Origin of the sequence: Pseudomonas sp. Root569, from assembly GCF_001427465.1 — a bacterium.
GTDB lineage: Bacteria > Pseudomonadota > Gammaproteobacteria > Pseudomonadales > Pseudomonadaceae > Aquipseudomonas > Aquipseudomonas synxantha.
This window is the reverse complement of sequence record NZ_LMGQ01000027.1, coordinates 69,689-82,335: the sequence shown is the minus strand read 5'-3', so window position 1 is coordinate 82,335 and position 12,647 is coordinate 69,689. Positions and strand designations below refer to the sequence as shown.

The window sequence follows — 12,647 nt, the reverse complement described above, 5'->3', positions numbered from 1 at the left end:
TTACCAGGAAAATTCGAGCTGTTCGTTACCGCCGCTCAGGTCCAGCAACCGCACCCCAATCCCCAGCAATCGCACCGGTTTCCCCCCACGGTTAAACGCCTGGGTCAGCAACTGTTGATAACTCTCCAGATCCCGCCCTGCCCCGGCCTGTTCCAGTGTCGTCTGGGTAAAGTCATGAAACTTCACTTTTACAAACGGCTTGCCTGCCCGGTAGCTGCTGTCTATGCGCGCCATCCGCCCGGCCAGGGTTTCCATCAGCTCGGGCAGTTTCGCCAGGCAGCTTGAGAGATCCGGCAAGTCCACGTCGTAGGTATTTTCCACACTAATGGATTGTCGACGGCTGTCGTTCTGCACCACGCGGTCATCAATCCCACGGGCCAGGCTCCACAGGCGCTCGCCAAAACTGCCAAATTCGCGCACCAGCGCCAGTTTGTTCCACTCGCGCAACTGCAGGCAGTCTTCGATACCCAGGCGTGCGAGCTTATCCGCCGTGACCTTGCCGACGCCGTGCAACTTGCTGACGCGCAACTGCGAAACAAAGTCTTCGACCTGGTCCGGGGTGATCACGAACAGGCCGTTGGGTTTCTTCCAGTCGCTGGCGATCTTGGCCAAGAACTTGTTCGGCGCCACACCGGCAGACACGGTGATATGCAGCTGGTTGGAAACACGGCGGCGGATATCCTGGGCAATGCGCGTGGCACTGCCGCCAAAATGCGAACTGTCGGAGACATCAAGGTAGGCTTCATCCAGCGACAACGGCTCGATCAAGTCGGTGTAGTCGCGAAAGATCGTCTGGATTTCCTTCGATGCTTCTTTATAGGCATCCATGCGCGGCTTGACGATGGTCAGGTCCGGGCACAGCTTCAAGGCATGGCGCGACGACATGGCAGAACGAACCCCGTAAGCCCGTGCTTCGTAGTTGCAAGTAGCGATCACGCCCCGACGGTCCGCCGAGCCACCCACGGCCAAGGGCTTTTGCGCCAGGCTCGGGTCATCGCGCATCTCAATGGCGGCGTAGAAGCAATCACAATCGACGTGGATGATTTTGCGCTGCGTCATATAAACGGGGTGTGAACCAACGGGTGGGCAGTATCGCATTCACACCTGTATATAGCACCAGTAGTTTGATTCTTCCTTCCAAGTGGTAGGAAATTTCTCAGTTGAATTTATTTTCTCAATCGAATTCAGCCTTCCGATAGAGCTGAAAGCCTCGGCCTGACTGGCCCCGAACGGTTCAAAGCCGCACTTTGCAGAGCTAACCGATTGAAGCACAAGCGCTTTTCTTCGATTAACGGGTTGACACACTCGCGTTCCTCTGTAGAATGCCGACACACAGACGCGGGATGGAGCAGTCTGGTAGCTCGTCGGGCTCATAACCCGAAGGTCGTCGGTTCAAATCCGGCTCCCGCAACCAAACATCAAGAAAGGCTACTCGAAAGAGTGGCCTTTTTTGTGCGCGTCTGTTTTTCATCCCCCTCTTATCAAAAACGCGCCAACACCTTGATTTCAGAATAATTCGCACTAATTGGCCCCATCGGTGCATTAACGGTTGACACCCTGCCGCTGGGCTGTAGAATGCCGCCCACAGACGCGGGATGGAGCAGTCTGGTAGCTCGTCGGGCTCATAACCCGAAGGTCGTCGGTTCAAATCCGGCTCCCGCAACCAAACATCAAAAAAGGCTACTCGAAAGAGTGGCCTTTTTTGTATCCGGTGAAAAAGTTCTCCTGAAACAATGACATGGCATCTTTCATGAAACCGTACAGGGTTTGTAGAGTCCATCTCATTGCACGCTAGCCTCAATGCTCAAGCGCTTCCCTCTACGACCAATGGCCGCAGTCGCCCCACCCGGTGATCCGCGTTAATATTTGTAATTATTTTGTCCATAGGGATTGGTAACTTGGCTGGATACCCCCATCCTGTCGCGCACAATCCACGAGGTGATTGATGCGCGCCAACTCGTCTGAACCACAAGACACTGTCACAGCAGAACAACCGATCACGCCCACCCGCTTGCGCTGGCTGGATCTGTTGAGCAAGTACCGGCAGCCTATCGGCCTGGCGGTTACGCTGCTGTTGTTTGCTATCGCCCTGATCGCTTGCCGACACCTGCTGCTGGAACTGGATCTCTATGCCCTGCATGACTCGATCCTGGAGGTGCCCAAGCCATCCCTGCTCGGCGCGTTTGCAGCGGCGGTCGCCGGCTTCGTCATCCTGCTCGGCTATGAATTCTCCGGTGCCCGTTATGCCGGGGTGAAGTTGCCCGCCAAGACCCTGGCCCTGGGTGGCTTCACCGCCTTTGCCATCGGCAACGCCATAGGTTTGTCGATGCTCTCGGGCGGCTCGGTGCGCTACCGTCTATATGCACGGCATGGCATCGGCGCGTCGGAAGTAGCGCACATGACCGTGTTCGCCAGCCTGGCCCTGGGCTGTGCCCTGCCGCCACTGGCCGCATTGGCCACCTTGAGCAACCTGCCGGCGGCCTCGACTTACCTGCATTTACCGCAAGGCCTGCTCGGCGGCATCGCCGGTGCCGTGCTGCTGCTGTCAGCCGCGTTGTGCATCGGTATCTATCGCCGCCGCCTGCCGGAACAGCCCTATCCCGACAACCTGCTGGTCAAGGCCGGACGCCGTACGCTGCGCCTGCCTGGCCGTCGCCTGACCTTCCTGCAACTGATCATCACCGCACTGGACGTCGCCGCTGCCGCTACCGTCCTTTATATGTTGTTGCCGGAAGCACCGCCCTTCGGTCCGTTCCTGCTGGTGTACCTGCTGGCCCTGGCCGCCGGCGTGCTCAGCCATGTGCCGGGAGGCGTGGGTGTATTCGAAGCGATCCTGCTGGCGGCCTTCGCCGACAAACTCGGTGCCGCGCCCCTGGCTGCAGCCTTGCTGCTGTACCGGATGATCTATGTGGTCCTGCCGCTGTTGATCGCCTGTGTGTTCCTGCTGGTCAACGAGGCCCAGCGTCTATTCCAGACCCAGCAAAGCCTACGGGTGGCCTCGGGGCTGGCGGCGCCAGTACTGGCCGTACTGGTTTTTTTGTCCGGCGTGGTCCTGCTGTTTTCCGGCGCCACGCCAGAAATCGACTCACGCCTGGAAAACATCGGCTTCCTGATTCCCCACCGCCTGATTGACGCTTCGCACTTTGGTGCCAGCCTGATCGGCGTGTTGTGCCTGCTGCTTGCCCAGGGCCTGCGTCGACGTTTGTCGGCAGCCTGGATGCTGACCATGGTGTTGCTGCTGGTGGGGGCCCTGCTCTCGCTGCTTAAAGGTTTCGACTGGGAAGAAGCCAGCCTGATGACCATGACAGCGGTGCTGCTGGCGATCTTCCGTCGCTCGTTCTACCGCGCCAGCCGCCTGACCGAGTTGCCTTTTTCGCCGCTGTACCTGGTGGCCAGTGTCTGTGTACTCGGCGCTTCGATCTGGCTGCTGCTGTTCGCCTATCAGGACGTGCCCTACAGCCATCAACTGTGGTGGCAGTTCACCCTCGACGCCAACGCCCCACGTGGCTTGCGCTCATTGCTGGGTGCCGCGGTACTGCTGGTAATCGTGTCGCTGACCTGGCTGCTGCGCACTGCACGCCCGGTCATCCACTTGCCGACGTCGGAAGAACTGGAGCGCGCCACCAAGATCCTGATGGCCTCCTCCCAGCCCGACGGCGGCCTGGCGCTGACTGGCGACAAGGCGCTGCTGTTCCACCCCAACGACGAAGCCTTCCTGATGTACGCCCGTCGCGGACGCAGCCTGGTGGCCCTGTACGACCCGATCGGCCCGACCCAACCGCGTGCCGAGATGATCTGGCAGTTCCGTGACCTGTGCGACATCCATCATGCCCGCCCGGTGTTCTATCAGGTCCGTGCCGAGAACCTGCCGTACTACATGGACATCGGCCTCACCGCGATCAAGTTGGGCGAAGAAGCCCGCGTCGACCTGAAACGCTTTGACCTGGAAGCCAAGGGCAAAGAGATGAAGGATTTGCGCTACACCTGGAACCGTGGCACCCGGGACGGCCTGTCCCTGGAAATCTTCGAACCCGGCCAGGCGCCGATGGATGAATTAAAAGTTATCTCCGATGCCTGGCTGACAGGTAAGAATGTGCGGGAAAAGGGCTTCTCCCTGGGCCGTTTCAGCGACGACTACCTCAAGCACTTCCGTATTGCGATCATTCGCTTCGAAGGGCGCCCGGTGGCCTTTGCCAACCTGCTCGAAACCTACAACCATGACCTGGCCAGCCTTGACCTGATGCGTGCCCACCCGGACGCGCCCAAGCTGACCATGGAGTTCATGATGGTGGGCCTGATTCAACATTATAAGAACCACGGCTACGCCCGCTTCAGCCTCGGCATGGTGCCGCTGTCGGGCCTGCAACCGCGGCGTGGCGCACCGTTGACCCAGCGCCTGGGCTCGATGGTGTTCCGTCGTGGCGAGCAACTGTATAACTTTCAAGGTCTGCGCCGCTTCAAAGACAAGTTCCAGCCTGACTGGGAACCCCGTTACATGGCCGTGCCCGCAGGACTTGATCCGCTGGTGGCACTGGCCGATACTGCCGCCCTGATCGCGGGCGGCTTGACTGGATTGGTGAAACGCTGATGATTCGACGCTCCTGGCGGTATGTATTGGCCTTTGTAGTGCTGCTCGCCCTGATCCTGGGTGGCGGCTATTGGTACTGGAACCGCCCTGCTCCGCAACCGACCCTGGAGCAATTGCCCCAGGCCGACGGCTCGGTGATGACCCGCGTGACCCCGGCCAGCACCGCGAAAGCTCGTGTAGCCGTGGCGGTGATGGCTGATGAAGCCCTGACCGACAGCCAGCTGATTGCCCTGAGCCAGGGTGGCGCGGCACAGATCATCCAGGTGGTGCTGCCCAAGGCTGACTGCACAGTGCAGGAACAAGCCCTGCAAGGCGCCCTGGCCCAGCTTAAGGGCCCAGCGACCCTGGTCAGCGGCATCGGCCCTGGCGCCGCACTCGCCTGGCGCTGGCTGGCCACCCAGAACGATGACAAGGCCAACGCCATCTCGGTGGGCTTCGCATTGACCCAGGAAGGCTGCAAGGACCCGCTGCCGAAAACCGCCGCCCATGGCAACTGGCTGGTAGCGTGGAACGATAATCCTGACGATGAAAGCGCCAGCTTCGTACGCGACACTCCGCGTGCCACCACCAGCATCAGCGATTACGACATTCATTACCCGCAAATCCTGAACAACGAGTTGCGCAAGCAACTGGTAGGTTCGGACAACGGCGGCCTGGCCATTCCAGTGGTGGAAGTACCCGCTGGCCAAGCCAAGGACACCGTGACCCTGTTCCTCTCCGGTGACGGCGGCTGGCGCGACCTGGATCGCGACGTGGCCGGCGAGATGGCCAAGATCGGTTACCCGGTGGTCGGCATCGACACCCTGCGCTACTACTGGCAGCACAAGACTCCGGAACAAAGCGCCAAGGACCTCACTGAGCTGATGCAGCACTACCGGCAGAAATGGGGCACCAAACGCTTCGTGCTGACCGGTTATTCGTTTGGCGCCGATGTACTGCCGGCCATTTACAACCGTATGCCGGAAAACGAACAGCAACGGGTCGACGCAATCATCCTGCTGGCCTTCGCCCGCACCGGCAGCTTTGAAATCGAAGTGGAGGGTTGGCTGGGTAACGCCGGCAAAGAAGCCGCGACCGGCCCGGAAATGGCCAAGCTACCGCCAGAGAAGGTCGTATGCATCTACGGCGCGGAAGAAGTCGATGAGAGTGGCTGCACCGACAAGACTGCGGTGGGCGAAGCCATGAAGCTGCCGGGCGGGCACCACTTCGATGAAAACTACCCGGCGCTGGCCAAGCGCTTGGTGGACATTATCGTCAAGCACCAGGGCAAAACCGAGTAGCTCCAGGGCTGTACACAAAACCAAATGTGGGAGGGGGCTTGCTCCCGATAGCGGTGGATCAGTCATACATCATTGACTGACACCCTGCTATCGGGAGCAAGCCCCCTCCCACATTTGTTTTGTATTGTCAGTAATATCTAGCGCGGTTCGATGTGGGCAATCATCAGCTGTACAGTCTCATTGCCGCGAAACTCGTTCACATCCAGCTTATAAGCCAACTCTACCCACCGCACGGTCGGGTTCGGCCACACCTCGCGGTCCACGCCAAAGGCGATACCATCGAGCTTCACTGACCCGCATTCGCTCTTGAGCACCACCTTCAGGTGCCGCTCCCCCACTACCCGCTGCTCCACCAACTGAAACACACCATGAAACAACGGCTCGGGAAAGTGCTGCCCCCATGGGCCGGCATGGCGCAGGGCGCGGGCCAGCTCCAGGTGGAACTCTTCCACGGCCAAGGTGCCGTCGGAGAGCAGGCGGCCGGTGAGGTCCTCTTCACGCAGCTGCCGACGCACTTCGGCATCAAAGGCTTCGGCAAACAGTGGGAAGTTCGCTTCGGGCAAGGTCAGCCCCGCCGCCATGGCGTGGCCGCCGTATTTGGTGATCAGGTTGGGATGCTGGCTGGCGACAACCGCCAGCGCATCGCGGATATGAAAGCCTTGCACCGAACGCCCAGAACCCTTGAGCAGGCCGTCGCCCGCGTCAGCAAAGGCAATGGTCGGGCGGAAGTAACGTTCTTTCATGCGCGAGGCGAGGATGCCGATCACCCCCTGGTGCCACTCCGGGTCGAACAGGCACAAGCCGTACGGCATCGACTCCACCGGCAAGTCCTTGAGCTGGGCCAGGGCCTCGCGCTGCATGCCTTGTTCGATGGATTTGCGGTCCTGATTCATGCCGTCCAGTTGCGCGGCCATTTCCCGTGCGGCGGCAACGTCGGTAGTGAGCAGGCATTCGATGCCCAGGCTCATATCATCCAGGCGCCCGGCCGCATTCAGACGCGGGCCGAGGATAAAACCCAGGTCGGTGGAGGTGATGCGGGCATGATCGCGCTTGGCTACTTCGAGGATCGCCTTGATCCCGGGTCGCGCCCGACCCGCACGGATACGCTCCAGGCCCTGATGGACGAGGATGCGGTTGTTGGCGTCCAGCGGCACCACGTCGGCGACACTGCCCAGGGCCACCAGGTCGAGCAGTTCACCGATGTTCGGCTGTGGGCTGTTGTCATACCAGCCCAAGCTGCGCAAACGCGCACGCAAGGCCATCAGCACGTAGAAAATCACCCCGACCCCGGCCAGGGCCTTGCTGGGAAACCCGCAGCCCGGCTGGTTCGGATTGACGATGGCGTCCGCCGCCGGCAGTTCATCGCCCGGCAGGTGATGGTCGGTCACCAGCACTTTTAATCCCGCCGCCTTTGCCGCCGCCACGCCTTCGACGCTGGAGATACCGTTGTCCACGGTGATCAGCAACTGCGGTTCGCGTTGCAGCGCCACCGCGACAATCTCCGGGGTCAGGCCGTAGCCGTATTCGAAGCGGTTGGGCACCAGGTAGTCGACATGGGCCGCCCCGAGCAAGCGCAGGCCCAGGGTGCCCACGGTGCTCGCCGTGGCGCCATCGGCGTCGAAGTCACCGACGATCAGGATGCGCTGGCGCTGCTCCAGGGCGGTCACCAGCAAGTCCACCGCCGCATCGATGCCCTTGAGCTGCTGGTAGGGAATCAATCGCGCCAGGCTCTTGTCCAGTTCGGCTTCCGATTGCACCCCGCGTGCGGCGTAGAGACGGGTCAACAGCGGCGGCAATTCACCGAGGAATGGCAAGACGGCGGGCAATGGGCGGGGATCGATACGCATACGGTGGTGATAACTTCTCTTTAATAATTGTAGGAGCGAGCTTGCTCGCGAAGGTGGTTAACGATGACGCGGGATGTCTGGGTGATCGCGGTGCCCGGAGGTTTTTCGCGAGCAAGCTCGCTCCTACAGGGAGCCGTGCTCAGCCACGATTCAACCGCGCTCGCCAACCAGCCATTGCAGTTGCACTTCATGCTGGCCACGGTCGTCGGTCACGAAGATCGTACCTTCGCTGATCATCACATCCCACTTGATCACCCGCGGCATGTCCTTGGCCAGGGTCTCCAACACTTCCTGGGGCACGGCAGCGATGTGCACGTTCTTCAGGTTGTTGGCCACCGGCACTACCTTGCCTTCCCACACACGCAGGCTGCCATAGGCCAGCAGGCTGGTGCGCTCGGTGCGGCGCGAGCACCAGGTCAGGCGGTCGGCATCCGGCTGGCCGACTTCGATCCAGTGCAAAACCCGATCATCCAGGCTTTTTTCCCACAGGGCCGGCTCGTCTACATCTGACAGGCCACGCCCGAACGCCAACTGCTCGTTGTACCAAAGGGCGTAGGCCAGCAGACGCACGGTCATGCGCTCTTCGGTTTCCGAAGGGTGGCGGGCGATGGTCTGTTTGACGCTCTCATACACCGAGCGGTCGAGGTCGGTGAGGTTGAGTTCGAATTTGTAGGTCGTGGACGGCTGGGCCATGAACGGGCTTCTAGAGACAGGGAAAGGTGGCCAGTCTAACCGATGGCGGGGTCATTCAACGAATCTGCGCTGCATCTGCTCACCTATGTTAAAAAGCAAGACACCTCCGTCCCGTGCTTGTAAGGATCCCCATGTCGCTTAATGCCAAACCCCTTGCCGGTCTGAAAGTCATCGAACTGGGCACATTGATTGCCGGCCCATTCGCGTCGCGGATCTGCGCTGAATTCGGTGCCGAGGTGATCAAGGTCGAATCGCCGGACGGCGGTGACCCGCTGCGCAAGTGGCGCAAGCTGTATGAGGGTACCTCGTTGTGGTGGTTCGTGCAGGCGCGTAACAAGCAGTCGCTGACCCTCAACCTCAAGCACCCCGATGGCCTGGCGATCCTCAAGCAACTGCTGGCCGACGCCGACATCCTGATCGAAAACTTCCGCCCCGGCGTGCTGGAAAAACTCGGCTTGAGCTGGGAAACCCTGCACGCATTGAACCCCAAACTGGTGATGGTGCGGCTCTCGGGCTTCGGCCAGACCGGGCCGATGAAGGATCAGCCGGGGTTTGGCGCGGTGGGCGAGTCCATGGGGGGCTTGCGCTATATCACCGGCTTCGAGGACCGCCCGCCCGTGCGCACCGGGATCTCCATCGGCGACTCGATTGCCGCGCTGTGGGCGGTGATCGGTGCGTTGATGGCGCTGCGTCATCGCGAAGTCAACGGCGGCCTGGGCCAGGTGGTGGATGTGGCGTTGTATGAAGCCATCTTCGCCATGATGGAAAGCATGATCCCCGAGTTCGACGTATTCGGGTTTATTCGCGAACGCACCGGCAACATCATGCCCGGCATCACCCCCTCCTCGATCCACACCAGTGCGGACGGCAAGCATGTGCAGATCGGCGCCAACGGCGATGCGATTTTCAAACGCTTCATGGCCACCATCGGGCGTGACGACTTGGCGAATGACCCACAGTTGGCCAGCAATGACGGGCGAGACCTGCGCCGCGACGAGCTGTACGGCGTGATCGACCGCTGGGTCAATTCGCTGCCGCTGGACCAGGTGGTTGAGCAACTGAACAAGGCCGAGGTGCCCGCCAGCCGTATCTACAGCGCCGAAGACATGCTGGGCGACCCGCAATTCCTGGCCCGGGAAATGTTCCTCAAGGCGCAACTTCCAGGCGGCAAGGACTTCAAGATGCCGGGCATAGTGCCCAAGCTCTCGGATACACCGGGCAGCTGCGAATGGGTCGGGCCGCAATTGGGTGAACACAACAGCGTGGTGCTCAATGCCCTGGGCTACGACGTGGCGGCTATTACCCGCCTGCGTGAGAATGGTGCGATCTAAAAATCGCGGGCAAAAAGAAACCCCGAGCAGTGGGGAGACAACTCGGGGTTAAACGTGGCCTACAAAAAAGGCCCGCACAGCAAGCAACAAACACCGGAGCACAATGATTGCTCTTGCTGATACCAACTCTGACTGACCGCCCCGTAGGAAGGTTCCGAAGAAAAATAATGTTTCACGCCAGTGCGCCGCCACGGGTCTGGGCGGCGTTGCGCAAGGCTGCAATGACCGAGGGTTCCAGACGCCCTTCGGCGATCTTCAGGTCGCGAAGCAGGCAATCCACCACATCTACCAACGCACGTTTATCGATCAACTGCCCACGGTCGACTTCACGTTCAACCACAATGGCGCCACCGGGATTCTTCACGGTTACCAGGCAGTCGTCCCGCACACCAGAAGTGGTCAGCGTAACCTGATAAGGGCTCAGTGCCTCACTGAGCAATAGGTTGATACTTTCCATCTCGATCACCACTCAATCATTCGAAAAAGGTTCGAAAAACAAAAATGTCACGAAGATGCTGACATTCAAGTGACCCGTGCTCAAAGCAGAAAGTTCTACCTTTTGTGTAATCCGCTGCTTGAGGGAAACGAGCATGCACGGAAAACATGACAGAGAAAAAACACCCGCTCACAGGCTAGAATCCCTGAATTAGCCTGGGAGCCTGCCTTGAGAGCCGCGTCTGAAACACCTTTGCGCGTCGTCATTGCCGACGATCATCCGATTTTCCTGATTGGCCTGCGCGCCGTGCTCGAGCGTGACCCGCACCTCAGCATCGTCGGCGAGGCGAACTCACCCCAGGCTCTCAGTGCGTTGCTGCAACACTGTGCCTGCGATGTGCTGGTGACCGACTTCATGATGCCCGCCGAACCGGAGGCCGACGGGTTGCGCCTGATCGAGCAACTGCGCCGGCACCATCCGAACCTGCCCGTTGTGGTGGTGACCATGCTCAATAACGCCGGGCTGTTTCATTCCATCCTGGCGTTGGGCGTCATGGGCCTGCTGAGCAAGGCCAGCCTGGCCGATGAACTGCCGCAGGCAATCCGCCAAGTGCGCCAGCAACGCACCTATGTGGCCCAGACCATTCGCCAGGCGCTGAGCCTGGCCGGAGAAGTCGGCGCTGATCGCCTGCACTCCCGGGAACAGCTGTCACCCCGGGAGCTGGAGGTGATTCGCCTGTTGGCCAGTGGCATGACCGTAGGCGCGATCGCCGCACACCTGCATCGCAGCAAGCAGACCGTCAGCGCACAAAAAGTCAGCGCCATGCGCAAGCTGGGGCTGGGCAACGATGCCGCGTTGTTTATTTATGTACAGGAACACGGGCTGGCCTAGCCTGAAATGCGATCCATTGCTTGATCGCCTCGGCATCCATCGGTCGGGCAATGAAGCAGCCTTGCAGCCACGCGGCTCCCAGCTCACCCACAGCGTGATAGTCGGCGACAGTTTCCACGCCAGTGACCACCACGGCGATGTTCAGCCGCTTGGCCATACTCATGGCACCCGCCACCACCGCGGCCTTGCGGTCGTCATTGGCCATCCCGCAGGCAAAGGCCGGGGGGATCTTCAGTTCGGTGAAAGGCAATTCCAGCAAATGTTGCAAGCTGGTGCCGCCCATGCCGAAATCACCGATAGATAACTGGCAACCCAACATGCGCAGGCGCAGAAGGCCGGTGACATGCGCGCTGTCGGTTTTCAACGTCGAGGCTTCCACCAGCTCCAGAGTCAGGCTGTGGGCGGGCACGCCGTGAAGTTGCAGCAAGCCTTGCAGCACCTGGGGAAAGTGCGCTCGCTCGAGCATGCGCCCAGGAATGTTCACCGCTACCGGCAACACTTGGCCGGTCTCGCCCATGACCAGGTTCGCGAGGCCGAGCGCCTGTTCCAGCACGTGCCAGGTAAAGGCCTCCTCCATGCCGGCAAACTCGAGCACCGGCAGGAATTCATCAGGTAGCAGCAGCTCGCCTTCCGATAACTGCCAACGCGCCAGCGCCTCTACACCTTGAAGCACACCGGCCTGGCTGACGATGGGCTGATACCAGACCCTGCCACACGCCGCGATAGCGACCTGGCTGATATCGGCCGACGGCGGCAATTGCTCGCTGTCGCTCAAGCCCAGCAACTGGCGCACGCGCTCCCAGGACAGCACCAGTGGCCCAGGACGCAAGTGCGCCTGGCAGTCGGCCAAGACTTGCCCGATCAACGTTGCCGAGGCCGGCTTGGGCAGGCACGCCAATACCTTGAGTCCCATCTGCCGTGCCATATTCGCAACGCCTTCCAACACATCAGGCTCGGCATTACTGAGCAGGACCAGCACTTGGGCCAGACGGCGCTCGGCCAATTCGCGGATCAGTTCCAGGCCATCCCCCTGCTCCAGGTATAGATCGCAAATGGCGATATCCACCGGGCCTTTGCTGTCCAGGGATTGGCGGGCCGTTTCGACATTCTCGGCGGTCAGTACGTTGAACACGCCATTGGCATTGAGCATCTGGTGCAGTGCCATCAGTTGAAACGGGTTGTCTTCGAGGATCAGGACGTTGAGAGAGCGCATGGTTCATTGAGTCGGCATCGGGGCAGAGGCTGACACACTACTCAGATGTCCCGCACAGCCCCATAGGACATGTCCTAAATGCGGTCTCAGGGATGATCAAATGTGGGAGAGGGCCTGCCCCCGCTGAGCATGGGTATCTACACAACTGTGTAGCCGCCGACGGTAACTACGATGCGCAGCGAGCCGCCCTTGATCTTGCTTTTGATCTTAGGCGCCCCGTTAAACCACGCTGGCCGTAAGGGCGGAACCCATAGACGCCGTTACCTAAATAACGGATATGTACTCGGTCTGATCCAACATCCTGGTCGGCTCTCAGACCGCCATCGGGAGCAAGCCCCCTCCCACACTTGGATCGCGGTGCATCAGTC

9 protein-coding genes and 2 tRNA genes are annotated in these 12,647 nt (G+C 60.5%); 6 read left to right on the top strand and 5 right to left on the bottom strand.

Annotated elements, in window-relative coordinates:
• Positions 1-1,059 carry a DNA polymerase IV gene (dinB, locus tag ASD70_RS23895; protein WP_046069393.1) on the bottom strand — a complete coding sequence of 353 codons (1,059 nt, stop codon included), beginning with the start codon at positions 1,057-1,059 and terminating at the stop codon, positions 1-3.
• A gap of 278 nt (positions 1,060-1,337) precedes the next feature.
• On the opposite strand from dinB, the gene ASD70_RS23890 reads away from it, so the two are divergent.
• The 4 genes from ASD70_RS23890 to ASD70_RS23875 all read left to right on the top strand — a co-directional run bounded on the left by ASD70_RS23890 (position 1,338) and on the right by ASD70_RS23875 (position 5,868).
• Positions 1,338-1,414, top strand: a tRNA-Met gene (locus tag ASD70_RS23890).
• Positions 1,415-1,589: 175 nt separating this feature from the next.
• Positions 1,590-1,666: transfer RNA gene (locus ASD70_RS23885), tRNA-Met, on the top strand.
• 279 nt (positions 1,667-1,945) lie between these two features.
• Positions 1,946-4,588, top strand: coding sequence for a bifunctional lysylphosphatidylglycerol flippase/synthetase MprF (mprF, locus tag ASD70_RS23880; RefSeq protein WP_046069394.1), 2,643 nt, complete (start codon positions 1,946-1,948; stop codon positions 4,586-4,588).
• Positions 4,588-5,868: a virulence factor family protein gene (locus ASD70_RS23875; protein ID WP_046069395.1), complete on the top strand. Its 1,281-nt coding sequence runs from the start codon at positions 4,588-4,590 to the stop codon at positions 5,866-5,868. The genes mprF and ASD70_RS23875 overlap by 1 nt, the downstream gene beginning before the upstream one ends.
• 137 nt (positions 5,869-6,005) lie before the next feature.
• Here the strand turns inward: ASD70_RS23875 and recJ are convergent, their stop codons facing one another.
• On the bottom strand, positions 6,006-7,715 hold the full coding sequence (gene recJ, locus ASD70_RS23870; protein WP_046069396.1) for a single-stranded-DNA-specific exonuclease RecJ: 1,710 nt from the start codon (positions 7,713-7,715) through the stop codon (positions 6,006-6,008).
• A gap of 150 nt (positions 7,716-7,865) precedes the next feature.
• The gene (locus tag ASD70_RS23865; RefSeq protein WP_003193952.1) at positions 7,866-8,408 is read right to left on the bottom strand and encodes a YaeQ family protein; all 543 of its coding nucleotides are present in this window, start codon (positions 8,406-8,408) and stop codon (positions 7,866-7,868) included.
• 131 nt (positions 8,409-8,539) lie between these two features.
• Between ASD70_RS23865 and ASD70_RS23860 the strand changes: the two genes are divergently transcribed.
• Positions 8,540-9,739 carry a CaiB/BaiF CoA transferase family protein gene (locus ASD70_RS23860; protein WP_056847587.1) on the top strand — a complete coding sequence of 400 codons (1,200 nt, stop codon included), beginning with the start codon at positions 8,540-8,542 and terminating at the stop codon, positions 9,737-9,739.
• Between the two features lie 172 nt (positions 9,740-9,911).
• Here ASD70_RS23860 and ASD70_RS23855 read toward each other — a convergent pair whose 3' ends face one another.
• Positions 9,912-10,196, bottom strand: coding sequence for a DUF3509 domain-containing protein (locus tag ASD70_RS23855; RefSeq protein ID WP_046069398.1), 285 nt, complete (start codon positions 10,194-10,196; stop codon positions 9,912-9,914).
• A gap of 207 nt (positions 10,197-10,403) precedes the next feature.
• Between ASD70_RS23855 and ASD70_RS23850 the strand changes: the two genes are divergently transcribed.
• Positions 10,404-11,066 (top strand): response regulator transcription factor, encoded by a 663-nt coding sequence (locus ASD70_RS23850; protein ID WP_056847586.1) that lies wholly within the window; start codon positions 10,404-10,406, stop codon positions 11,064-11,066.
• On the opposite strand, the gene ASD70_RS23845 is transcribed toward ASD70_RS23850, so the two are convergent.
• Positions 11,035-12,279, bottom strand: coding sequence for an EAL domain-containing response regulator (locus tag ASD70_RS23845; protein ID WP_056847585.1), 1,245 nt, complete (start codon positions 12,277-12,279; stop codon positions 11,035-11,037). The genes ASD70_RS23850 and ASD70_RS23845 overlap by 32 nt on opposite strands.
• Positions 12,280-12,647: the final 368 nt, after the last annotated feature.